19 protein-coding genes and 1 tRNA gene are annotated in these 22,245 nt (G+C 70.0%); 8 read left to right on the forward strand and 12 right to left on the reverse strand.

All coding sequences use genetic code 11. The features are described 5' to 3' along the window. The first annotated feature begins 71 nt into the window (after nucleotides 1–71). The 3 genes from JHW48_RS04280 to JHW48_RS04290 all read left to right on the forward strand — a co-directional run bounded on the left by JHW48_RS04280 (nucleotide 72) and on the right by JHW48_RS04290 (nucleotide 3,600). Nucleotides 72–767: a type 1 glutamine amidotransferase domain-containing protein gene (locus tag JHW48_RS04280; RefSeq protein WP_119887032.1), complete on the forward strand. Its 696-nt coding sequence runs from the start codon at nucleotides 72–74 to the stop codon at nucleotides 765–767. 65 nt (nucleotides 768–832) lie between these two features. Next, nucleotides 833–2,632, forward strand: coding sequence for a translation elongation factor 4 (lepA, locus tag JHW48_RS04285; protein WP_119887033.1), 1,800 nt, complete (start codon nucleotides 833–835; stop codon nucleotides 2,630–2,632). A gap of 176 nt (nucleotides 2,633–2,808) precedes the next feature. Further along, complete coding sequence (locus JHW48_RS04290) at nucleotides 2,809–3,600, forward strand: Rossmann-fold NAD(P)-binding domain-containing protein (RefSeq protein WP_119887034.1); 792 nt, start codon at nucleotides 2,809–2,811, stop codon at nucleotides 3,598–3,600. Nucleotides 3,601–3,641: 41 nt separating this feature from the next. On the opposite strand, the gene opgC is transcribed toward JHW48_RS04290, so the two are convergent. From opgC to JHW48_RS04330, 8 genes are all read right to left on the reverse strand, one after another. Next, a complete protein-coding gene (opgC, locus tag JHW48_RS04295) occupies nucleotides 3,642–4,790 on the reverse strand; it encodes an OpgC domain-containing protein (protein WP_119887035.1) in 1,149 nt (382 codons plus the stop codon). Beyond that, nucleotides 4,787–6,874, reverse strand: a complete 2,088-nt coding sequence (gene mdoH / locus JHW48_RS04300) for a glucans biosynthesis glucosyltransferase MdoH (RefSeq protein WP_119887036.1) — start codon at nucleotides 6,872–6,874, stop codon at nucleotides 4,787–4,789. Before mdoH ends, opgC begins: the two co-directional genes overlap by 4 nt. Further along, entirely contained in the window at nucleotides 6,871–8,439 is a 1,569-nt protein-coding gene (locus JHW48_RS04305) for an OpgD/OpgG family glucan biosynthesis protein (protein ID WP_119887037.1), read from the reverse strand. Before JHW48_RS04305 ends, mdoH begins: the two co-directional genes overlap by 4 nt. Before the next feature lie 125 nt (nucleotides 8,440–8,564). Beyond that, entirely contained in the window at nucleotides 8,565–10,811 is a 2,247-nt protein-coding gene (gene ptsP, locus JHW48_RS04310; RefSeq protein ID WP_119887038.1) for a phosphoenolpyruvate--protein phosphotransferase, read from the reverse strand. Between the two features lie 57 nt (nucleotides 10,812–10,868). Further along, nucleotides 10,869–12,125, reverse strand: a complete 1,257-nt coding sequence (locus JHW48_RS04315) for an aspartate kinase (RefSeq protein ID WP_119887039.1) — start codon at nucleotides 12,123–12,125, stop codon at nucleotides 10,869–10,871. 74 nt (nucleotides 12,126–12,199) lie between these two features. Continuing rightward, a complete protein-coding gene (locus JHW48_RS04320; protein WP_272835778.1) occupies nucleotides 12,200–12,607 on the reverse strand; it encodes a DUF1178 family protein in 408 nt (135 codons plus the stop codon). A gap of 34 nt (nucleotides 12,608–12,641) precedes the next feature. Beyond that, nucleotides 12,642–13,838: a 3-deoxy-D-manno-octulosonic acid transferase gene (locus tag JHW48_RS04325; protein WP_119887796.1), complete on the reverse strand. Its 1,197-nt coding sequence runs from the start codon at nucleotides 13,836–13,838 to the stop codon at nucleotides 12,642–12,644. A 27-nt stretch (nucleotides 13,839–13,865) separates the two neighbouring features. Then, nucleotides 13,866–13,939 (reverse strand) — tRNA-Cys (locus tag JHW48_RS04330). Between the two features lie 137 nt (nucleotides 13,940–14,076). Here JHW48_RS04330 and JHW48_RS04335 point away from each other — a divergent pair. The 3 genes from JHW48_RS04335 to JHW48_RS04345 are packed head-to-tail and all read left to right on the forward strand — an operon-like array spanning nucleotide 14,077 to nucleotide 16,999. Further along, on the forward strand, nucleotides 14,077–14,730 hold the full coding sequence (locus JHW48_RS04335; RefSeq protein ID WP_119887797.1) for a protein-L-isoaspartate O-methyltransferase family protein: 654 nt from the start codon (nucleotides 14,077–14,079) through the stop codon (nucleotides 14,728–14,730). Then, nucleotides 14,727–16,109 (forward strand): TolC family outer membrane protein, encoded by a 1,383-nt coding sequence (locus JHW48_RS04340; protein WP_119887798.1) that lies wholly within the window; start codon nucleotides 14,727–14,729, stop codon nucleotides 16,107–16,109. The genes JHW48_RS04335 and JHW48_RS04340 overlap by 4 nt, the downstream gene beginning before the upstream one ends. 23 nt (nucleotides 16,110–16,132) lie before the next feature. Then, complete coding sequence (locus tag JHW48_RS04345; protein WP_119887799.1) at nucleotides 16,133–16,999, forward strand: hypothetical protein; 867 nt, start codon at nucleotides 16,133–16,135, stop codon at nucleotides 16,997–16,999. Nucleotides 17,000–17,018: 19 nt separating this feature from the next. Here JHW48_RS04345 and JHW48_RS04350 read toward each other — a convergent pair whose 3' ends face one another. The 3 genes from JHW48_RS04350 to surE are packed head-to-tail and all read right to left on the reverse strand — an operon-like array spanning nucleotide 17,019 to nucleotide 19,651. Next, on the reverse strand, nucleotides 17,019–18,158 hold the full coding sequence (locus JHW48_RS04350; protein ID WP_272835779.1) for a LysM peptidoglycan-binding domain-containing protein: 1,140 nt from the start codon (nucleotides 18,156–18,158) through the stop codon (nucleotides 17,019–17,021). 36 nt (nucleotides 18,159–18,194) lie between these two features. After that, nucleotides 18,195–18,845 (reverse strand): protein-L-isoaspartate(D-aspartate) O-methyltransferase, encoded by a 651-nt coding sequence (locus JHW48_RS04355; protein ID WP_119887897.1) that lies wholly within the window; start codon nucleotides 18,843–18,845, stop codon nucleotides 18,195–18,197. After that, nucleotides 18,842–19,651: a 5'/3'-nucleotidase SurE gene (surE, locus tag JHW48_RS04360; protein WP_119887898.1), complete on the reverse strand. Its 810-nt coding sequence runs from the start codon at nucleotides 19,649–19,651 to the stop codon at nucleotides 18,842–18,844. The genes JHW48_RS04355 and surE overlap by 4 nt, the downstream gene beginning before the upstream one ends. 193 nt (nucleotides 19,652–19,844) lie before the next feature. Here surE and JHW48_RS04365 point away from each other — a divergent pair, with 193 nt between their 5' ends. Then, nucleotides 19,845–20,762 carry a sulfite exporter TauE/SafE family protein gene (locus tag JHW48_RS04365; protein WP_272835780.1) on the forward strand — a complete coding sequence of 306 codons (918 nt, stop codon included), beginning with the start codon at nucleotides 19,845–19,847 and terminating at the stop codon, nucleotides 20,760–20,762. Next, on the forward strand, nucleotides 20,762–21,658 hold the full coding sequence (locus tag JHW48_RS04370) for a TIGR02186 family protein (RefSeq protein ID WP_272835781.1): 897 nt from the start codon (nucleotides 20,762–20,764) through the stop codon (nucleotides 21,656–21,658). The genes JHW48_RS04365 and JHW48_RS04370 overlap by 1 nt, the downstream gene beginning before the upstream one ends. A 4-nt stretch (nucleotides 21,659–21,662) precedes the next feature. Here JHW48_RS04370 and JHW48_RS04375 read toward each other — a convergent pair whose 3' ends face one another. Continuing rightward, nucleotides 21,663–22,166: a hypothetical protein gene (locus JHW48_RS04375; protein ID WP_119887204.1), complete on the reverse strand. Its 504-nt coding sequence runs from the start codon at nucleotides 22,164–22,166 to the stop codon at nucleotides 21,663–21,665. Nucleotides 22,167–22,245: the final 79 nt, after the last annotated feature.

Genomic DNA, 22,245 nt, shown 5'->3' on the forward strand with positions numbered 1-22,245 from the left:
GCGATCATTGGTGCAGGTCACGGCAGGGCCACGGCCCCGCCACCCCTTCCAGCCAGATCCAAGGAGGCATCATGCCCAAGGCTCTCTTCATCCTCACCTCCCATGACGCGCTCGGCGACACGGGCAAGCCCACCGGCTTCTACTGGGAGGAGCTGGCCGCCCCCTACTGGATCCTGTCGGATGCGGGCTGGCAGGTCGAACTCGCCAGCATCGCCGGCGGCAGGCCCCCCGCCGATCCCTCCTCCGAGGAGGGCGACGCCATGACCGACGAGGTCCGCCGCTTTCAGGCCGACGACGCCGCGATGAACCGTCTGGCCAATACCGAAAAGGTCGATGACGTGCAGGTCGACGGCTGCGACATCGTGTTCCTGCCCGGCGGCCACGGCACCATGTGGGACCTGCCGACATCCAAGCCCTTGGGCGATCTGCTGCGCACGGCCTGGGAAAAGGGCGCGGTGGTCGGCGCGGTCTGCCACGGGCCGGCGGGCCTTCTGGCGGCGCGGCTGTCCTCGGGCGATCCGCTGGTCAAGGGGCGCCGTGTCGCGGGCTTTGCCAATTCCGAGGAGGACGCAGTGGGCCTCTCCGACGCCGTCCCCTTCATGCTGGAGGACGAGCTGAAGGCCCAAGGCGCCCAGCACGAGAAGGGCCCCGACTGGCAGTCCTTCGCCATCGCCGACGGCAAGCTGGTGACCGGCCAGAACCCGCAATCCTCGGCCGAGGTCGCGCGGCTGATGCTAGAGGCCGCCGACAAGCCGGCCGTGCCCTGACGCCAATCACCGCAGGGCCGCGAAAGCCTCTTTTCGCGGCCCTCGCGGGCCTGTATAGCCCGGCCATGACCGAGCTTGACCTCATCCGCAACTTTTCGATCGTGGCCCATATCGACCACGGCAAATCCACCTTGGCCGACCGGCTGATCCAGCTGACGGGGACTGTCGCCGAACGCGACATGAAGGCCCAGATGCTGGACAGCATGGATATCGAGCGCGAGCGCGGCATCACCATCAAGGCCAACACCGTCCGCATCAGCTATCCGGCCAAGGACGGCAAGACCTATGTCCTGAACCTGATCGACACGCCGGGTCATGTGGACTTCGCCTACGAGGTCAGCCGGTCCATGCGCGCGGTCGAGGGATCCCTGCTGGTCGTGGATGCCAGCCAGGGGGTCGAGGCGCAGACCCTGGCCAATGTCTATCAGGCGATCGACGCGGGCCACGAGATCGTGCCGGTCCTGAACAAGATCGACCTGCCCGCGGCCGAACCCGACCGCGTCAAGGAAAACATCGAGGAAGTCATCGGCATCGACGCCCAGGACGCGATCCCGATTTCGGCCAAGACCGGCCTCGGCATCCCCGAGGTGCTGGAGGCCATCGTCACGCGCCTGCCCGCGCCCAAGGGCGACCGCGACGCCGCGCTGAAGGCCATGCTGGTGGACAGCTGGTACGACCCCTATCTGGGCGTGGTCGTCATGATCCGCGTGATGGAGGGCGTCGTCCGCAAGGGCGATCAGGTCAAGATGATGCAGACCGGCGCGACCTATCGCCTGGACAAGCTGGCCGTGCTGACCCCGCAGATGGTCGACATCGCCGAACTGGGCCCGGGCGAGATCGGCGTCTTCACCGCCTCGATCAAGCAGGTCCGCGACACCCGCGTGGGCGACACCATCACGCATGAGAAAAAGCCCGCGACCCAGGCCCTGCCGGGCTTCAAGCCCGCGCAGCCGGTGGTCTTCTGCGGGCTGTTCCCGGTGGACGCCAATGATTTCGAGCCGCTGCGCGACGCGATCGAGAAGCTGGCCCTGAACGATGCCAGCTTCAGCTACGAGATGGAAACGTCGGCCGCCCTTGGCTTCGGCTTCCGCTGCGGCTTTCTGGGGCTGCTGCATCTGGAGGTCATCCGCGACCGGCTGGAGCGGGAATACGATCTGGACCTGATCACCACCGCGCCCTCGGTGGTCTTCAAGCTGCATATGCGCGACGGCGAGGTGCGCGACCTGCACAACCCCGCCGACATGCCCGACCTGACCCATGTCGACCATATCGAGGAGCCGCGCATCAAGGCTACGATCATGGTGCCGGACGAATATCTGGGCGATGTGCTGAAGCTGTGCCAGGATCGCCGCGGCATCCAGCTGGACCTGACCTATGCGGGCGCGCGGGCGATGGTCGTCTATGACCTGCCGCTGGCCGAGGTGGTGTTCGACTTCTATGACCGACTGAAATCGGTGACCAAGGGCTATGCCAGCTTCGATTATCAGATCAGCGAATACCGCGAGGATTTCCTGGTCAAGATGTCGATCCTGGTGAATGACGAGCCGGTGGACGCGCTGTCGATCATGGTTCATCGCGACCGGGCCGAAAGCCGCGGCCGCGCTATGGTCGAAAAGCTCAAGGACCTGATCCCGCGGCACATGTTCAAGATCCCGATCCAGGCGGCCATCGGCGCCCGCGTCATCGCGCGCGAGACGCTGTCGGCCATGCGCAAGGACGTGACCGCCAAATGCTATGGCGGCGACGCCACGCGCAAGAAGAAGCTGCTGGAGAAGCAGAAGGCCGGCAAGAAGAAGATGCGCCAGTTCGGCAAGGTCGAGATCCCGCAGACCGCCTTCATCCAGGCGCTGAAGATGGACAGCTGACCCCATCCGCACCGACCCCGTCCGACGGCCCCGCGCGCGATCGCGGGGCCGTCGGCATTCGGGCCTATGCGAAAGGATAGGACCTATCCCTTCGCGGGGGCGGGGCATCCTTTTGCCGGTGCGACGGTCGCCCCGCGCCATGGCATAAAGGGGGCACAGCAGCAGGAGTGCCCGCCATGTTCGTCACCGCTTCCCACCGGCCCGTCCCCACCGCCCCGGCCCGTCCCGTGACGGGGCACCGCCCGGTCATCTCGGTCATCGGGATGGGCCCCGAGGGGCTGGTCACGGTCGCGGCCCTGGCCGATCTGGGGCATCGGGTGATCGCCGTAGACATGGATCCCGACCGCCTGGCGATGCTGATGCCCGATGCGGATCTGCAGGACCTGACCGAGCCGGGGCTGGCGCTGCTGCTGCGGCAGGGCGTGGCCTCGGGGCGGATCACCGCCTGCGACGACATGATGGAGGGGGTGCTGTCCAGCGACGTGACCATCGTCACCGGCGGATGCGGCCAGGATGCCTTCGGCGCGCCCGACAGCTATGCGCTGACCGCGACGGGCCGGGCCTTGGGCCGGATGCTGGCGCTGAAGGACGGCTTTCACGTCGTGCTGCAGCAGGCGCCGGTCGCGCCCGGCACCACGCGCGGCGTGCTGATCGCCGCGATGGAGGACGGGTCGGGCCTGGAGGCCGGGCGCGATTTCGGCGTCTGCCACTGGCCGGCCCGGCTGCGCGCCGGTCGCGCCTTGGCCGATTTCCGCGCCCCCAGCCAGGCGGTGCTGGGCGTGGGCGACCGCCGCACCGCGATCCGCATCGGCGCGATCCTGTCGCAGCTGGACGTGACGCCGGTGCTGACCTCGATCGAGGTGGCCGAGATGGCGGGCGGCCTGCCGGGCCATAGCGATACCCGGCCCGATAACGTCATCTTTCCAATGCTGGGCGCCCTGGCACAGGTTCGGCGTGCTGGCGTTTAAGCGATGTCAAACCTTAGCGTGGATATATTGCTCATAGGGGGTCAGGCCCTGGCCTGGCCCCTTTTCGCATCGCGCCGCTGCTTGCGGCGGCGTTGCCACGGGGCGCCGTGTTCCAGCCACAGCGCCGATGCCCACCACAGCGCCAGGCAGGCCCACAGATCCACCGCCAGCCTGCGCCATGCCGGCTGGCCCGCGGGCGTCATCTGGAACGCATCCCCCAGGACCGACAGCAGCACGCAGGCCACGAAGGCGAAAAGCCCTCCGCGCCCGATCTGCTGCAGCGCGACGCCCAAGCGGCTGGCGGCCAGCGCCTCGGCCGGGCGGGCCAAGGGGACGGCGACCAGCCAGGCGGCGGCGACGATGGCCAGATAGCGGGTGCCGTCCAGGCTCCATTTGTCGATGGTGCCATAGACGGATTTCAGCGCCTCGCGCAGGGGCAGGGCGGGTTCGCCGATGCGCGCGCCGATGACGATGGCGCTGCCGAAGACGAACATGCCCAGGGCCAGCACCGTCACCAGATGCCGCCACGGCCACAGCGCCTGGATCAGCCGCTGGCGATAGAGCCCGAGCGCCGTGCCCGTGAAGAACAGCATCTGCCAGCCGAAGGGATTGAAGAGGAACCCGCCCTGGCTGCGGTGATTGGGGATCAGCGCGTTCAGCTGGGGCCCGTGCCACCACAGCAGGACCGATGCCGCGGCCACCAGCAGCGGCCAGCGCAGCATCAGCGGCACCACCACCACCGCCGCCGCGATCAGGATCACATAGACCGCCAGCACGTCGATGATGTTGGGTTGGACCCAGAAGGTCGCCACCGTGCCGACATAGCCCAGGGGGTTTTCCATGATCCAGCGCGCATACTGGTTCCAGATCGCGGTATGCGGCCGGTCCAGCGCCAGCAGCGCCGCCGACAGGGCCGCCATTAGCACCGCGCCGATCAGCATGGCGCGCCAGACCTCGAAGGCGCGGCGGGCAAAGCGGCGCTGTGCGGCGGCGCGGCCGTCGCGGGCCTCCATCCCGCGCCAGACCAGCCCCACCAGAAATCCCGACAGCAGGACGAACAGCTCGGACGCGTCGAAGATCGAGAAATTGGGCAGCGTCACCCCCCGCATGACCGAGATGGGCATGTGGTTGACCATGATGCTGACCAAGGCATAGCCGCGCAGCATGTCCAGCGTGATCAGGCGGCTCATCCGGGCAATCCGCTCCAGCGGGTCAGCAGGTCCGGGCAGAGCAGCATGGCATCGACCTCCGGCCGGTCCATGTCGGCCAGCGCCTCGTCGCGGCTGGTCGCATGGTCGATCTTGGCGCAGGCGGTGACGCGGGCCAGGCGCACGGCGCGGGGCATGTCCTCGGGCATGGGGGCCAGCATCGCGACATGGCGGGCCAGCAGATCGGGCCGCTGGCCAAGGCGCAGCAGGCTGTCGGGGCCGGTCACGGGCTGGGGTAGGGCGCGCGACAGGGCGGCGGCCTCGGTCAGGATGGCGGGGGGGTCGCGTTCCTCAGGGGTGACCAGCAGGCCGCGCATCCGCGCCCACCGCCCGAAGAGCGGGCTGGCCGACAGGCGCGAGGTCAGGGGCGACAGGATCAGCCCCGCCAAAATCGGCGACAGCCAGATCAGCTGGCCGGGCGAGAAGGTCCACAGCACCGCCAGCGTGCCCGCGCCCAAGACGACATGCGCCCAGTGATGGGCCAGCACCACCCGCCATGGCGGCATGGATCCCGCACGGGTCTGGGCGTTCCAGCCGCTGTCCCGGCCCGACAGGATCTCGAAGATCTGGCGGGTCTGGACCAGCATCTGGACGGGCGCGATCAGCGCCGACAGGACCGTCTCGAAGATGGCGCTGGCGAAGATGCGCACCCGGCCCCCGGAATTTTTCGCCAAGGGCCGCGCCCAGGCCCGGAATGTCGCGATGAACTTGGGCAGCAGCAGCAGCCCCATCGCCACCGCGAACAGCCACAGCATCCGGCGGCTGTCGAAGACCGGCCAGTCGGGGAAGAGCTGATAGGCGGTCGGGAAATATTCGGGCGTGGACAGCAGCACCGTGGCCGACAGGACCAGGCCCACCAGGATCAGCGCCAGCCACAGGGGCGACATCAGGAACCCCATGATGCCGATGATGAAATGCGCCCGGCTGATGCCGCGCAGCCCGCGGATGGCCAGCAGGCGCGAATGCTGCAGGTTGCCTTGGGCCCAACGCCGTTCCCGCACCGCCATGTCCAGCAGCGTGGGCGGACAGCCCTCGAAGCTGCCGCGCAGGTCGTGATCCAGCCGCACCGACCAGCCCGCCCGGCAGAGCGCCGCGGCCTCGACGAAATCATGGCTGAGGATCGTGCCCCCGAAGGGTGGCCGGCCGGGCAGGCGCGGCAGCCCGCAGGCCTGGGCAAAGGCGCTGACCCGGATGATGGCATTGTGACCCCAGTAATTGCCGGTATCGCCCGACCAGGCCGAGACGCCGCGCGCGATCATCGGGCCATAGACGCGGCCCGCGAACTGGGTCAGGCGGGCAAAGATCGTCTCGCCCCCGACCAGCATGGGCATGGTCTGGATCAGCCCGGCCTGGGGGTCTGCGGACATGCGCGCCGACAGGGCGCGGATCGTGGCGCCGGTCATCACGCTGTCGGCGTCCAGGACCACCATCTGGTCATAGCGCCCGCCCCAGGCCCGCACGAATTCCGCCAGGTTGCCGGATTTGCGGTCGTCATTGGTCAGCCGCCGCCGATACCACAGGGGCAGGGGCGACAGGGCGCGGGCGGCATCGATGGCCAGGGTCTCGTTCACGGCCATGGCGGGGTCGCGGCTGTCGGACAGCACGAAGATCTCGGCCCGGTCGGCCATGCCCTCGGCCGCCAGCTCGCGCGCCAAGGCCACCAGCAGGCCGGTGCTGACGGCGACATCCTCGTGATAGATCGGCATGACGACGACCAGGCGCGCATCGTTCGGGCCGTCCGGCGTGGACAGGCGCGGGGCCAGAAACCCCGCCAGCGTCCCGCAGAAGGAAAAGCCCACCCAGGCAAAGGTCGGCACGAACAGGATCAGCAGCGCGATCTGGGTCGGCGTCGGATTGGCCCCGAAGGCCGCCAGCATCTGCGAAAAGCCGAAGACCGCCAAGGCCGCCGTGCCGCCGAATGCCACCAGCCGCGCCATCCAGACGCGCAGATGGTTCATGCGGCGCGCGGGGCCACCCTGCGAGGGGGCGGCGAAATCCTGGGTCGGCATGGACAGCGGCGCCAAGGGCGGAACGGCGGGCTGGCCGCGCATCAGATCCCCGGTCATGCCGTCCAGCGCGTCAGCCAGGCTTCGCTCAGGGGCAAGCCGTCCTCGTCGGTCAATTCGGCCTTCAGCTCGGACAGGGCGCCGCGCCCGGGCTCGAATTCGAAGGCCAGGCGCAGCACGCCCTCGTCCGGCAGGGCCTTTAGATAGGCATGGGCGATCTGGCCGTCCGAGGCGCTGACGCGGTATCGCGGCATGGCGTCGCGGAACATGGCCAGGTCATAATCGATGACATAGCTGCGCGTGGTGGCCACGTTGATCGACCGGCCCGATCGCACCTGGCGCACCTTGGCCAAGGGCAGGTCGCGGGGCGGCAGGGCGGAAAACGACATGCGGTATCGGAATTCGGTGCGCTGGCCGCGGGGGATCACCTCGCTCGGCAGCCAGTAGCTGACGATGTTGTCGTTGAACTCGTTCTCGACCGGGATCTCGATCAGGCGGACCTCGCCATTGCCCCAAGGCCCCTCGGGTTCGATCCAGGCCGAGGGGCGCAGGTGATAGAGCGCCTCGGCATCCTGGAAATCGGCAAAGTCGCGGGCCCGCTGGATCAGGCCGAAGCCGCGCGGATTGCTGTCCACGAAGCTGGAGATCTGGAGGTTGCGCGGCGACATCAGCCCGCGCCACAGCGACTGGCCCGCGCCGGTGATCATCTGCAGCCCGTCGCTGTCATGGCAGGCGGGGCGGTAATCATCGACCACCCGGCGCGAGGCCGGGCTGAACCAGAACATCGAGGTCAGCGGCGCCAGTCCCGTCTCGCGCAGATCGACCCGGGGAAAGAGCGCGACGCGCGTGCGCACCATCGTCACCCGGCCCGGCGTCACGTCGAACTGGAAGGCGGCCGAGACGGACCGGCTGTCCAGCAGGGCATAGATGCGCACCGTCTCGGCCGTCTGTTCCGGCTCGACGATCCAGAAATCGGTGAAGAGCGGGAATTCCTCGCCATCCGGGCTGCCGGTCTTGATGGCCAGGCCCCGTGCCGACAGGCCATAGAGCGTGCCGCGCGCCACCGCCCGGAAATAGCTGGCCCCTTGGAAGACCAGGAATTCGTCCATCACGTCGGGCCGGTTCAGCTGCGTGCGCATCCGGAAACCCGACCAGCCCATCTCGCCCACGGTCTGCAGGTCGGCGCCGTCGGGGAAATGCTGGGGGTCGAATTCCAGCATCTCCGGGTCGAAGGCCACGGGCTGGGCCATGCCGCCGCGCACCAGGTTGATCTTGACCGGCTCGTAGAAGATCGCCCCCGGCGGCAGCAGGTCCAGGCCGAAGCGCGGATGCCCGGCCAGCGGGTTGCGGTCGCGGCGGAAGCGGATGCCGCGATAGCGGTCGTAATCCAGCCCCGCGAAGCTGCCGACCAGTTCGGCCACGGGCTGCGTATAGACGCGGCTGGCCCGGTCCTGCGCCAAGGCCGCCACCTGTTCGAAGCCGAAGGGCTGGGGCGCGGGCGGCCCCTGGACTGCGGGCCCGTTGACTGCGGAACCGTCGGGCGACTGCGCCTGCGCGGGGACGGCCAGCAGCGATCCGCCGGCGGCCATGGCGGTGGCGGCATTGAGGAATTGGCGACGCTTCATGTCAGCTGATGTCTCAAGGGGAAGGGTTGCGAAACTATAGGCAGGCAGCCCGGCCGCAACAAGCGCGACGGTCCGCAGGGGCGCTTATCTGCCGACAACCCCCTGTCGGGCAAGCGCAAATCGCGCTATTGCCGGGCCAGCCATTCGGTCACGGGGCCGCGCACCGAGGGGATGCCGTCGGCCTCGGCCTGGGCGATGACGCGGGCCAGTTCGGTGATGCTGATGCGCCGGATCAGGTGCTTGACCGGCCCGATCGAGGCGGGGCGCATGGACAGGCGGTGGATGCCCAAGGCGGCGAAGACCAGCGCCTCGATCGGCCGCCCCGCATCCTCGCCGCAGAAGGACAGGGGCACCCGGGCCTCGTCGCAGCGGCGCACGATCTGGCGCAGCAGCGCCAGGAAGGACAGGTTCAGCGTGTCATAACGGCGGCGCACGCGCTCGTTCTCGCGGTCGGCGGCAAAGAAGAACTGTTTCAGGTCATTGCCGCCGATCGACACGAAATCGCACATCTCGAAGAAGCGCTTGGGCGCGAAGGCCATGGAGGGCGTCTCGAGCATGGCGCCGACGCGGATGTCGCTCGGCATGGCATGGCCGAGCCGCTGTTCGCGCGCCATCTCCTGCATCAGGATGCGATAGGCGTCCTCGTATTCGCCGATATCGGCGATGAAGGGGAACATGACATGCAGGGGCCGGCCCACGCTGGCCCGGATCAGCGCCTGCAGCTGCATGCGCAGCACGCCGCGCTTGTCCAGCCCCACCCGGATCGCGCGCCAGCCCATGGCGGGGTTCGGCTCGTCCTGGGGCTTCATGTAGGGCAGGACCTTGTCAGACCCGATATCCAGCGTGCGGAACATCACCGGCTTGCCCTGCGCATTGTCCATGACGCGGGCATAAAGCCCTGCCAGTTCCGCGCGCCGGGGGACGTGGTTGCGCACGAGGAACTGCAATTCGGTGCGGAACAGGCCCACCCCTTCGGCGCCCGACCCCTCCAGCGAGGGCAGGTCGGCCATCAGCCCGGCATTCATGTAAAGCTGCACGGTCGTCCCGCAGCGCCCCGTGGCGGGCAGATCGCGCAGCCCGGCATAGCGGTCCTGGGCCTCGGCCTGCATGGCGATCTTGTCCAGGAAGGCCTTGTGGACGGTCTCCTCCGGGCGCAGATGGACGACGCCCTGATCGCCGTCGACCAGGATCGGATCGCCGTTCAGCGCCTCGGATGTGATGCGGCCCGCATGGATGACCAAGGGGATCGCCAGCGCGCGGGCGACGATGGCCGCATGGCTGCCGACAGAGCCTTCCTCCAGCACGACGCCCTTTAGGCGGCGGCCGTAATCCAGGAGTTCGGCCGGGCCGATATTGCGTGCGACCAGGATCGGGCGTTCGGGCATCTCGGCCCCGGTATCGGTGCCTTGGCCGGTCAGGATACGCAGCAGCCGGTTCGACAGGTCGTCCAGATCGTGCAGGCGGTCGCGCAGATAGGGGTCGGCCGACATCTCCAGTCGGGCGCGGGCGGCGGATTGTTCCTTTTCGACCGCGGCCTCGGCGGACAGGCCGAGGCGGATGTCCTCCTCCATCCGGCGCAGCCAGCTGCGGGAATGGGCGAACATGCGATAGGCCTCCAACACGGCGGCGTGTTCGCCGTCGCCGCCCATGTCGGCCGCGGCCACCATCGTGTCCACGGTGCTGCGCAGCCGGTCCACGCCCTCGTGCAGGCGGGCCAGTTCCTTGTCGGGATCGTCGCCCACCGGATTGGCCACCACGACGCGCGGCTCGTGCAGCCAGACGCGGCCCTCGGCGGCGCCCTCCTGTCCGGTCGCGCCGCGGATCATCAGCGGAAAGCGATGCGCCAAGGGCAGGCTGTCGGACTGGCTGCCCTGAAAGGCGCCCAGTTCGGTCATCTCGGCCAGGACCATGGCCACGACCTCCAGGCCGTAGACCTCGTCCTCGCTGAACTGGCGGGCGGTGGCGCATTGCACGACCAAGACGCCCAAGCGTTCGCCGACCCGCTGGATGGGAACGCCCAGGAATGCGGGGAACACCTCCTCGCCGGTTTCGGGCATGAAGCGGAAACCGGGTTCGGCGGGGGCGTTGGCGGTGTTGACGTTGCGCCCGGTGCGGGCGACGCGGCCGACCAGGCCCTCGCCCAAGCGCAGGCGGGTCTGGTGGACGGCCTCGGCGCGCAGGCCCTCGGTCGCGCAGAGTTCCAGCGTCTCGGGGTCGCGGAACAGATAGATCGAGCAGACCTCGGTCCCCATCGAATCGGCGATGTGATGGGTGATCTGGTCCAGCCGGTCCTGGCCCCCACCCGCGGCGGCCAGGATTTCCTTCAGCCGCCGCAGCAGCTTGCGCGAGTCGCTATCGCTGCGATCCTGCATCGCCTGCCCCGCCTTCTGCCTGCGCCGCGGCCCCCCGCGGGGGCCGGACCGGATGGCTTACGCCTTGTCCAGTTCGAAGGCATCATGCAGCGCCTGCACGGCCAGTTCCATGTATTTCCGGTCGATCAGCACCGAAATCTTGATCTCGGATGTGGCGATGACCTTGATGTTCACATTCTCATCGGCCAGCGCCTTGAACATGCGCGCGGCGACGCCCGCATGGCTGCGCATGCCGATGCCGACGACGCTGACCTTGGCGACCTCGGTATCCACGACCAGCTCGTCATAGGCGATGTGGCCGGCCTGGCGGGCCTCCTCCATCGCGCGCTTGGCGCGTTCCACCTGGTTGATCGGCACCGAGAAGGTCATGTCCGTCACCGACCCCGGATGATCGTCGTAATCCTTTTCCGAGATGTTCTGGACGATCATGTCCACGTTCACACCCGCATCGGCCAGGGGCGCGAAGATCGCGGCGGAAATGCCGGGCCGGTCCTCGACCGTGACCAGGGTGATCTTGGCCTCGTCGCGCGAGGAGGCGACACCGTTGACGACTTTCGATTCCATGATTTCATCCTCATCGCAGATCAGCGTGCCGGAATTTTCGTCGGTTTCCTCGAAGGAGGACAGCACCCGCAGGCGCACCTTGTAGCGCATGGCCAGTTCCACCGACCGCGTCTGCAGGACCTTCGCGCCGAGCGATGCCAGCTCCAGCATCTCCTCGAAGGCGATCCGGGGCAGCTTGCGCGCCTTGGAGGTGATGCGCGGATCGGTGGTATAGACCCCGTCCACATCGGTATAGATGTCGCAGCGTTCCGCGCCGAAGGCGGCAGCGAAGGCCACAGCAGTCGTATCCGACCCGCCGCGGCCCAAGGTGGTGATGCGGCCCTCGGGCGAGACGCCCTGGAAGCCCGCGACCACCGCGACCTTGAAGCCCTCGGCGAATTTCTGGTCCAGGTTCTTGCGCGGGATGTCCACGAAGCGCGCGGCCGAATAGGCGGCGGTCGTGTTGATCGGCACCTGCCAGCCCTGCCAGCTGCGCGCGGGCACGCCCATCTCCTGCAGGGTCAGGGCCATCAGGCCGGCGGTCACGTTCTCGCCCGAGCTGACGACCGCGTCATATTCGCGCGCGTCGAACATGGGCTGCGTCTGTTCGACCCAGCCCACCAGCTCGTTCGTCTTGCCGGACATGGCGCTGACGATGACGATGACGTCATAGCCGCGATCCACCTCGCGCTGCACCTTTCGGGCGGCGTTCCTGATGCGGTCCAGATCGGCCACCGAAGTGCCGCCGAATTTCATTACCAGAAGCGGCATCAAGGGCCTCCCGCCAAAGGATGTGCGTCGGCGGGGCTTTTAGGGGCGGGTGCGGCAAACCGCAAGAGGCGCAATCAGTTGGCGCGCCGCCGCGGCAGGAAGGGCAGGGGGGCCACGGGCACGCCGTCCTCGATCAGGCGGCGGGCCTCCTCGGGGCGGGCCTCGCCATGGATGGCGCGGGCGGGCTTGGTGCCGTCATGCATGGCGCGGGCCTCCTCGGCAAAGCTGAGGCCGACATAGTCCGAGCTTTCCTCGACCTTGCGGCGCAGCGCCTCCAGCGCGGCCTCGGCGGGGTTGCGGGCGGCGGTCAGGGGGCGTTTTTCGGCCAGGGCGGGGGCCATCAGCGCGCGGTCCACGCGGGTCGTGCCGCAGGTGGCGCAGGCGACCTGGCCCGCATCGCGCAGCGTCTCGAACCCGTCCGAGGACCGGAACCAGCCGTCGAAATCATGGCCTTTCTCGCAGCGCAGATCATAGCGGATCATCGAACTATCCCCGTCACCTGTCCGTCATATCGGGTCAGGCGGTGGCGCTTGCAAGCCCGTCCAGACGCGCGATCAGCCCGCCCGGATCGCCCGCCCGGTCGTCCAGAACCCGGCGCGCGGCGGCGCCCATGGCGCGGGCCTCGGCCGGATGATCCAGCAGCCGTGCCAAGGTCCCGGTCAGATCGCCCGCGGGGCGCGCCGCGCCATGGGCGTCCAGGCTGTCGAAGGCATCAAGGAAATTCGCCACATGCGGCCCGTGGATCAGCGCACAGCCATGGGCCGCGGGCTCCCACGGGGTATGGCCGCCGTGATCGGCCAGGCTGCCGCCGATGATGCAGAGGCCCGCGCGGGCATACCAGCGGGGCATCTCGCCCAAGGTATCGGCCAGCAGAACGCCGCCCGGCGGCGCGTCCGCAGCCCCCTCGCCGCGCCGGGCCATGGGCAGGTCGCGCGCCGCGATCAGCCCCGCGATGGCCGGGCCGCGACCTGGATGGCGCGGCGCCAGGATCAGCCGCAGGTCCGGCCGCACGCCCCGCAGCGCGGCGAAGGCGTCGAGGATCGGGCCGTCCTCGCCCTCATGGGTCGAGGCGGCCAGGATCACCGCGTCGCGCCCCGCATCGGAGGGCGGCAGGGGCAGGGCGGCGGGGTCCAGCAGTTTCAGGTCCAGCCGCGGCATCAGCGCCCGATGCGGCAGGCCCAGGGACAGAAGCCGCGCCTCGCTGCCCTGATCCTGCGCCGACAGCGCGTCGATCCGCCCCAGCATCGGCCCGATCACGCGCGGAAACCGCCCCCATGTCCCGGCCGAGCGTTCCGACATCCGCGCCCCGATCATCGCCTGCGCCACCCCGCCCTGCGCCAGCAGGCGCGAGCGCAGGGGCCAGAATTCCCCCTCGACCGTCAGGGCCAGGCGGGGGCGGACCGCGCCCAGGAACCGCGCCAGCGTCCCGGGCAGGTCCAGGGGCGCCAGCCGCGCGGGGAGGTCCCAGCCCCGCGCCAGGTCGCGCCCGGTCTCGCTGTTGGTGGTGATCTGGACGCGATGGCGGTCGGCCAGCGCGCGGATGATGCGCCGGGCCGAGGTCAGCTCGCCCACCGATGCGGCATGGATCCAGATCGCCGCCGGCCCGGGGGGCGTGCCGCAGACCAGACGCTCGCGCAGGGCCGCCGATCCGCCCATGCGGGCGCGCATCCGCAGCGCGGCCTCGGCGATGCGGGTCGTGGCGTCATAGATCATGGGATGGAAGGCCCCCGCGGTTGTCGGTGGAGGCGGGTACCGGAATCGAACCGGTCTTCACGGATTTGCAATCCGGTGCGTAACCTCTCCGCCAACCCGCCGCCGTCGAAGGTGGAGCCGTCCTAGCGGATTGCCGCGACCCATGCAAGACGGGATCGGCGGCCCGGATGTCCGGCGTTGCCCCGTTGGGGGAAACATGGCAATAGTCGCGCAAACGACCAAGCAGAGGTTCCCGCAGATGAGCGATTTCGCCGCGCGCCGCACGATGATGGTGGACACGCAGGTGCGCCCCAGTGACGTCACCCGTTTCCCGGTGATCGAGGCGATGCTGACCATCCCGCGCGAGGAATTCGTCCCCGCCAACCGCCGCCCCGTCGCCTATACCGGCGAAAACCTGGATATCGGCCATGGCCGCGTCATGCTGGAACCCCGGACGCTGGCCAAGATGGTCGACGCGCTGAACATCCAGCCCTCGGAGCTGGTGCTGGATCTGGGCTGCGGCTACGGCTATTCCGCCGCCGTCATCGCCCGCATGGCCGAGGCCGTCGTCGCGGTCGAGGACCAGGCCGAGCTGGCCTCGGAGGCCGAACGCCGCCTGTCCGAGGCGGGCATCTTCAACGTCGCGGTGCTGGAATCGGCGCTGACCGCCGGATGCCCGGGCCAGGCGCCCTATGACGTCATCCTGATCGAGGGCGCGGTCGAGGAGATCCCCGCCGCCATCATCGACCAGCTGCGCCCCGGCGGGCGCATCGCCGCGCTGTTCCGCGAGGGGTCCTTGGGCGTCGCGCGGATCGGCACGCGCCATGGCGACAACCTGTCCTGGCGCTATGCCTTCAACGCGAATGCCCCGATGCTGCCGGGATTCGAACGCCAACGGGGATTCACGCTATGATCGCGCTGCGCAGGCTGGCCGGGGCCGCCGTCATCGCCGTGGCGACCGCCCTGCCGGCCAGCGCCGAATCGCTGGCCGACACGATGGTCGCGGCCTATCGCCATTCGGCGCTGATGGAACAGAACCGCGCCGTGCTGCGCGCCGCGGACGAGGATGTGGCGGCCTCGGTCGCCGCCCTGCGCCCGGTGGTCCAGTGGATCGCCCGCCACGGCGCGACCCGGAACGAGGGTGCGACGACGCAGCGTTCGACCTCGCTGTCGCTCGGGGCGCAGATGACGCTCTATGATTTCGGGCGGTCCCAGATCGCCATCGACGGGGCCAAGGAACAGGTGCTGGCCACGCGCCAGGCGCTGGTCTCGGTCGAACAGGACGTTCTGCTCTCGGCCGCCGTCGCCTATTTCGAGGTGCGCGAGGCGATCCAGCAGGTCGGGTTGCAGCAGAACTCGGTCGAGGTGCTGACCAGCGAGCGTCAGGCCGCGCAGGACCGTTTCGACGTGGGCGAGGTCACGGTGACCGACGTGGCGCTGGCCGATGCGCAGCTGGCAGCGACGCGGGCAGGGCTGGCCGCCGCCAATGGCCAGCTGGAGATCGCGCGCGAGGGGTATCTGGCCGTGACCGGGCGCCGCCCGGGCCAGCTGGCGCCGCCGCCCGCGCTGCCCTCGCTGCCCGCGACGGTGGACGAGGCGCGCGCCATCGCGCAGCGCAGCCATCCCGCGATCGGCCAGGCACAGCGCCAGGCCGCCGCCGCCGAACTGGCCGTGGCGGGCGCCGCCGCCGAACGCAACCCGACCCTGTCGGCCAATGCCAGCGTGGGGGTGACCCGCGCCCCTCAGGCACCCTTCGGCAATTACGACAGCCGCAATTCCTCCTCGGTCGGGCTGGAGATGAGCCAGACGCTCTATTCCGGCGGGCGGCTGTCGGCGGGCCATCGCCGCGCCATGGCGCAGCGCGATCAGGCGCGGTCGGGGCTGCTGAACACCTCGCGCCAGGTCAGCCAGCGCGTGGGCGAGGCCTGGGCGAACATCGCGGTGGCCCGCGCCCAGATTGACGCGATCGGCCAGCAGATCTCGGCCGCGCAGCAGGCCTATGACGGCGTGCGCGAGGAGGCGCTGCTGGGGGCGCGGACGACGCTGGACGTGCTGGATGCGGAACAGTCGCTGCTGCAGGCGCGGGCGGATCGGATTTCGGCCGAATCCAATCTGCAGTTAGCTCATTATCAACTTCTGGCTGCTATGGGTCTGTTGACGGTAGAAAACCTGCAACTGGGAATCCCGACCTATGATCCATCGCAATATTACAACGCCGTGCGGAACGCGCCCGCAACCAGCCGCCAAGGCGAAAGCCTCGACCGCGTCCTGCGCGCCATCGGTCGCAACTGAGCGTCTGACCCCGGCGGTGCGCCATGGCTGAGGCGCGCCGCACCCCCGCCCCCGACGCTGAAGTCGCGAGCCCGCGCCGCAAGGCCGCAGCCCCCCGCAGCCGCAAGCCCAAGGCCGATGCCGCCGCGAAACCCGCACCCAAGACCCCGGCCAAGCGCAAGCCCAAGGCCGCGACCCCCGCGGCTGTGGAACGCCCCGCCGTCGGCGGCGCCGCGGCCGAGATCGCCCAGATCCGCAGCGGCGTCGCCCAGATCCGGCGGATGCTGGACGATGCCCCCCCCTTGCCCCCAATGGACGCGCATGAGCTGCTGACCCGCCTCTGCCGTGATCCGGCACCGCGGCCGCACCGCTCGGCCGGGGCGCAGGTGATCGACCTGGTCCCGCATATGCGCCTGCCGGCCGAGGATGAGGCGGCGGCCGATCTGCCCGACATCCGGGACGAGGTCCAGGACGGGGGCGTGGCCGAGACCGGCGGTCCCGGCGACGGCCCGCGCGTGCCGGTCCAGCCCGAGGTTCCGGGCATCGTCATGCCGGTGCGCCGGTCGCGCATCGCGCGGCTCCTCTCGGCCTGGGGCGATTGGCTGATGTGGCGCCTGATGCCGCCCGAGATCGCGAATGCACCCGCCGCGCAGCAACCCGCGGCGCCCCAGCCCGTCACCGAGGCCGCGCCCGCGGTGATCCAGATCACCGCCCCGCCCGTGCCCATCGACGAGATCGTGGCCGAGGCGATCGCCCGGATCACCGCCGACGGCACGCTGCGCGACCATCTGCAGGAAATGATCCGCGAGGATCTGGAGGGCGAGATGGGCGCGCGGTTCTCGGGCAATCTGCGCACCGTCCTGCGGCGCGAGATCTCGGTCGCGCTGGATGACCGCCTGACCCATCTGTGACGGGCCGGGCGGTCGGGGATCAGTTCAGGAAGGTCTCGGGGTCCAGGCTCTCGAAGCCGCGCCGGACCTCGAAATGGACGAAGCCCGCATCGCCCGCCTGTCCAAGCGACTGCCCGGGTGCGACCGTGTCGCCCCGGGCCACCGCGACCTCGCCCAGATTGGTGTAGACCGTCATCAGATCGCCTTGGTGGCGGACCACGATGATCGGCGTGCCGGAGCTGTCGCGGGTGATGGCCGCGACCTCGCCGCTGCCCGCGGCCGAGACGGGGGTGCCCGTCGGTGCCGCGATGTCGATGCCGTCATTGCGGCCCTTTTCATAGACCCGGATGATCGCGCCCTCGACGGGCATGCGGAACTGCCCCCCGGAGGAGGCCGCCGTCCGCGTCGCGCCCAGATCGGTGCTGCGCGCATCGGGCGCGGGCGCGGATGCGGGGGCCGTCGATTCGTCGGGCAGGGGCTGCGCGGCCGAGGGCGGCGTGGGGGTCGGCGATCCGCTGCCCGGCGCGGTCGTCGCCAGCTCGTCGGGGCGCTGGCCGGGCTGGGGGACGATCAGCCGCTGGCCGGGGCGCAGGCTCATGTCGGCGGGCAGGCCGTTCCAACTGGCCAGATCCTGCACGGTGACGCCATAGCGCCGCGCCACGGCCCAGGCCGTCTCGCCCGCCGCCACGACATGTTCGCGGGGGCTGCGGCGGATGCGGCGGGGGCCGCGGGGGTCGGTGGGGTCGGCGGGGTGGCCGCGCGGGCCGTCGCCGCGGGCTGGGACCCGGCGAAGGGGTCGCGGATCACCGTGGGCCCGCCCGCCGCCGCGCGCGCCGCCCGCCACCGCCCGGGGCAGGACCAGGACCGCGCCCACCTGCAGCGGCGCATCGACGGGCAGGGCGTTATGCGCCGCCAGCTCGGCCGCCGGCAGCCCGAGGCGTGCCGCGATGCTGGAGGGGGTGTCATTGGCCTGCGCCACCGCGACCTGGCCGTTCGAGAAGGTGATCACGCCGCGCTGGTCGGGCTGGGGGCGGGGGGCCGCGGCGGCGGCGGCCGATGCGGTGTCCATCCCGCCCATCCAACCGCGCAGGTCCGGGTCGAACCCGCCATCCGGCCCGCAGGAAACCAGCGCCGCCAGCGCCACCACGCCGCAGCCTGCCCGAAAATTCCGTCCTGTCATGACCTGTCCCTCAGCTTGCCTGTCTGCGGCCGGGGGTCATGTCTGTCCCAACCCCTCGACCAGCGGAACGAACCGCACCTGGCGCAATTCGTCATATTCGAACCCGCCTTCGGTCCGGGTGACGCGGATCAGGGTCTGGACCGCGTCCGACTGTCCGACGGGCACGACCATGATACCGCCGATCTTCAGCTGTGCCAACAGGGGGCCGGGCGGATCCTCGGCCGCGGGGGTCACGAGGATGCGGTCGAAGGGCGCCTGGTCTGGCAGCCCGCGCGACCCGTCCGCCACCTGCGCGATGATGTTGTGCAGGCCGAAGGCGCGGAAGGTCGCCTCGGCCTCCTGGACCAGGCGGCGGTGGCGGTCGACGGTATAGACCCTGCGGCACAGCCCCGACAGGACCGCCGCCTGATAGCCCGAGCCGGTCCCCACCTCCAGCACCGTGTCGCGGGGGCCGGGTTCCAGCGCCTGCGTCATCAGCCCCACGACCGAGGGCTGGCTGATCGTCTGGCCGCAGGGGATGGGCAGGGGGGTGTCCTCATAGGCGCGGTCGGCGAACTGGCCGCGCACGAACTGGCCGCGGTCGATCCGCTCCATCGCCTCCAACACGCGCGGATCGGTCACCCCGCGCGACCGCAGCTGGAACAGGAACCGCATCTTGCGTTCGGCGGGGCTGTCCTCCTCGGTCATTCGGCGGCCTGGCCCAAGGGGGTGTCCAGCGCCGCCGACAGCCGGTCCAGCGATGCGTGGCAGGTCAGGTCGGCCCGCATCGGCGTCACCGCGACATAGCCCGCCAGGTTCACCGCCACGTCGCTGCCCTCGCGCGCGGTGGCCTGCTGCGATCCGCCCGAGATCCACATGAACCGCCGCCCGTTCGGCGCGTCATAGGGCAGGGCGGCAAAGCGCGATCCCTGGCGCTGGCCTTGCGGCGCGACGCGCAGGCCGGCGACATCGGCCCCCGGGACGGGGGGAAAGTTCACGTTGTAGAACAGCCGGTAATCGTCGCCCTGCGACCAGTCCGCGTGATCCAGCAGCCGCCGGATCACCGACGCGCCATGCACCCGCGCACAGTCGAAGGGATCGTCCAGCCCGGCCGTGCGCGGCCCCATGTATTGCGACAGCGCGATCGCCGGCAGGCCCTGCAGCGCGGCCTCCATCGCGCCGCCGATCGTGCCGGAATACATCGCGTTCTCGCCCGCATTGTTGCCGCGGTTCACGCCCGACAGGACCAGGTCGGGGGTGAATTTCACGATGTCGCCCAAGGCGGCCAGCACGCAATCGGCCGGGCTGCCCTCGGCGGCATAGCGGCGGTCGGCCAGGCGTGCGACCATGGTCGGGTGGGTATAGCTGATGCAATGGCCCACGCCCGACTGCTCGAAGGCGGGGGCGACGGTCCAGACCTCGCCCCGCGGGCCGGCCAGTTCGGTGGCGATCTGGTGCAGCACCTCCAGGCCCGGGGCGTTGATGCCGTCGTCATTGGTGATGAGAATCCGCATCCTGTCCCCCGTCCGTGATGGCCGGGCGCCGGTCGGCACGATCCTGCCGTCGCACGCCCTTGTGACCCGATCTGATTAGCGGCGGGGCGGGCCTGCTTCAACCCGTTCCTGCGGCGGGGCGGGATGCGAAAGCGGTTTGACCTGCGCCCGGGGGCGTTGCATCCTTTGACCCCGGGGCAAGGACCGCGCGCAGATGCAGATCTATCTTCCCATCGCCGAGGTCTCGGTCAACGCCTTCACGCTGATGGGGTTGGGCGGGCTGGTGGGCGTCATGAGCGGCCTGTTCGGCGTCGGCGGCGGGTTCCTGATCACGCCCCTGCTGTTCTTCATCGGCATCCCGCCCGCCATCGCGGTGGCGACCGGGGCGAACCAGGTCGTGGCCTCGTCGGTCTCGGGCGTGCTGGCCCATATGAAGCGGCGCACGGTCGATTTCCGCATGGGCGGCGTGCTGCTGGTCGGCGGCCTGGTGGGATCGGCACTGGGCGTGCTGGTCTTCAACCTGCTGCAGCGGATCGGCCAGGTCGAGCTGGTCGTCCAGCTGTGCTATGTCGTCTTTCTGGGCCTGATCGGCGCGATGATGCTGCAGGAAAGCGTCCGCGCCCTGCTGCGCGCCCGCAGCCCCCAGGCCAAGCGCCGCCGCCTGCATCAGCATATGTGGGTCCACCGCCTGCCGCTGAAGATCAAGTTCCGGGCCTCGGGCCTTTACATCAGTGTCATCCCGCCCCTGATGGTGGGGGTCGCGGTGGGGGTTCTGGCGGCGATCATGGGGGTGGGCGGCGGGTTCATCATGGTGCCCGCGATGATCTATCTGCTGGGGATGCCGACCAAGGTCGTGGTGGGGACGTCGCTGTTCCAGATCACCTTTGTCACGGCCTTCACCACGCTGATGCATGCGGTCAGCTACAACACGGTCGACGTGATGCTGGCGGTGCTGCTGATCGTGGGGGGCGTGATCGGCGCGCAGGTCGGCACGACCCTGGGCGCGCGGCTGCGGGCCGAACAGCTGCGCATCCTCTTGGCGCTGCTGGTGCTGGCGGTCTGCGGCAAGCTGGCGCTGGATCTGTTCCTGACGCCGGACGACCTGTTCTCGATCTCGACGCGGGGGGCGTGATGCGGCTGGTGCTGGCATTGATCATCGGGCTGATCCCCGGCGCGGGCCTGGCGCAGGGGGCCGGGTCGACCATGCCCGCCGATCCGCAGGCCGGGCTGATCCCGCCCGTGCCGCAGGGCCCGGACTGGCCGCTCTTTCCCGATCCCGGCGCGCCGCGCCAGCCGGTCGAGGCGGTGCCCGTCGGCCCCGAGGAACAGGTCGTGGCCGGGCTGTCCAACAGCGCCGTCGCCATCACCACCAGCTTTGACGGATCCGACATCCTGATCTATGGCGCGGTGCGCCGCGAGACGCCGATCCCCGAGGGGCCGCTGGACGTGATCGTGACCATCGAGGCCCCGTCCCAGCCCCTGACCATCTGGCAGAAGGCCCGCCGCTTCGGCATCTGGGTCAATACCGACCGCGTGGATATCGGGGCGGCGCCCAGCTTCTATGCGGTGGCCACGACGCGGCCCCTGGACCAGATCCTGGCGCCGGACTGGGACAACCGCTACCGCATCTCGCTGCCCTTGGTGCTGCGCGCCTTCGCGGGCGCCCCGGAGGTCGCGGATACCCGCCCCTATACCGAGGCGCTGCTGCGCCTGCGCCAGCAGGACGGGCATTACCGGGTCGAGGAGGGCGCCGTCACCCTGGTCCAGGACACGCTGTTCCGCACCGATATCCGCCTGCCCGCCAACCTGCTGGAGGGGGATTACCGCGCCCGCATCTTCCTGCTGCGCGAGGGGGCGGTGATCGACGCCTATGCGGCGGCGATCGAGGTGCGCAAGGTGGGGCTGGAACGCTGGCTCTATCGCCTGGCCTTCGATCAGCCGCTGCTCTACGGGCTGATGTCGCTGGCGGTGGCGGTGATCGCGGGCTGGGGTGCCTCGGCCGCGTTCAGAAAGCTGCGCCGGGCCTGAGGGATCAGCGGCGCAGCTGGATCACGCGGTCGCCGCCCTGGATCTCGATGCCGGTCAGCCGCGCCAGGCGCGCGGTCGGCAGGGGCAGGGCCACGGTGATCGTGTCGGTCGCGGGGCTGGCGGGCATGCGCGCCGCCGGGCTGTCGGGGGCGGGCGGCACCGCGACGAAGCGCAGCCGCAGCACCCCGTCGGGATCGGGGGCCAGCCGGTCCGGCCCGGTGCGCCCGCCCGCCCGGACCAGCATGGCCGAATGATAGCCCTTGACCGGGGCGAAGCCGCGCACGACCAGCAGGCGGCCCTCGGGCAGGCTCTGCCATTCCGCGCCCAGCAATTGGGGGACCGAGGGGCGGGCGTCCAGCACGGTGCCGTATCCACCCTCGGGTTCCAGCGTCTCGGGGGCGCTGCGCGCGCCGCCGCCCGAAAAGGGGTTCCAGGCGCTGTCGCCCAGCCTGCCGCAGCCGGTCAGCATGGCGGCGGCGATCAGCAGCGACAGGGTAATTCTGGTCATGGCGCGTCCCCTTGGCATCCTGCTGCGGTGATAGGCGATCCGGGGCGTGCGGAAAAGCCTCTTTGACCTTCGGGCGCGC

The sequence above is a fragment of the Paracoccus aestuarii genome (assembly GCF_028553885.1).
Taxonomy (GTDB): Bacteria; Pseudomonadota; Alphaproteobacteria; order Rhodobacterales; family Rhodobacteraceae; genus Paracoccus; species Paracoccus aestuarii.

Coding starts and splice junctions, on each gene's coding strand:
- JHW48_RS04280 (WP_119887032.1), top strand. CDS start 72: ATGCCCAAGGCTCTCTTCATCCTCACCTCCCATGACGCGCTCGGCGAC.
- lepA (WP_119887033.1), top strand. CDS start 833: ATGACCGAGCTTGACCTCATCCGCAACTTTTCGATCGTGGCCCATATC.
- JHW48_RS04290 (WP_119887034.1), top strand. CDS start 2,809: ATGTTCGTCACCGCTTCCCACCGGCCCGTCCCCACCGCCCCGGCCCGT.
- opgC (WP_119887035.1), bottom strand. CDS start 4,790: ATGAGCCGCCTGATCACGCTGGACATGCTGCGCGGCTATGCCTTGGTC.
- mdoH (WP_119887036.1), bottom strand. CDS start 6,874: ATGACCGGGGATCTGATGCGCGGCCAGCCCGCCGTTCCGCCCTTGGCG.
- JHW48_RS04305 (WP_119887037.1), bottom strand. CDS start 8,439: ATGAAGCGTCGCCAATTCCTCAATGCCGCCACCGCCATGGCCGCCGGC.
- ptsP (WP_119887038.1), bottom strand. CDS start 10,811: ATGCAGGATCGCAGCGATAGCGACTCGCGCAAGCTGCTGCGGCGGCTG.
- JHW48_RS04315 (WP_119887039.1), bottom strand. CDS start 12,125: ATGCCGCTTCTGGTAATGAAATTCGGCGGCACTTCGGTGGCCGATCTG.
- JHW48_RS04320 (WP_272835778.1), bottom strand. CDS start 12,607: ATGATCCGCTATGATCTGCGCTGCGAGAAAGGCCATGATTTCGACGGC.
- JHW48_RS04325 (WP_119887796.1), bottom strand. CDS start 13,838: ATGATCTATGACGCCACGACCCGCATCGCCGAGGCCGCGCTGCGGATG.
- JHW48_RS04335 (WP_119887797.1), top strand. CDS start 14,077: ATGAGCGATTTCGCCGCGCGCCGCACGATGATGGTGGACACGCAGGTG.
- JHW48_RS04340 (WP_119887798.1), top strand. CDS start 14,727: ATGATCGCGCTGCGCAGGCTGGCCGGGGCCGCCGTCATCGCCGTGGCG.
- JHW48_RS04345 (WP_119887799.1), top strand. CDS start 16,133: ATGGCTGAGGCGCGCCGCACCCCCGCCCCCGACGCTGAAGTCGCGAGC.
- JHW48_RS04350 (WP_272835779.1), bottom strand. CDS start 18,158: ATGACAGGACGGAATTTTCGGGCAGGCTGCGGCGTGGTGGCGCTGGCG.
- JHW48_RS04355 (WP_119887897.1), bottom strand. CDS start 18,845: ATGACCGAGGAGGACAGCCCCGCCGAACGCAAGATGCGGTTCCTGTTC.
- surE (WP_119887898.1), bottom strand. CDS start 19,651: ATGCGGATTCTCATCACCAATGACGACGGCATCAACGCCCCGGGCCTG.
- JHW48_RS04365 (WP_272835780.1), top strand. CDS start 19,845: ATGCAGATCTATCTTCCCATCGCCGAGGTCTCGGTCAACGCCTTCACG.
- JHW48_RS04370 (WP_272835781.1), top strand. CDS start 20,762: ATGCGGCTGGTGCTGGCATTGATCATCGGGCTGATCCCCGGCGCGGGC.
- JHW48_RS04375 (WP_119887204.1), bottom strand. CDS start 22,166: ATGACCAGAATTACCCTGTCGCTGCTGATCGCCGCCGCCATGCTGACC.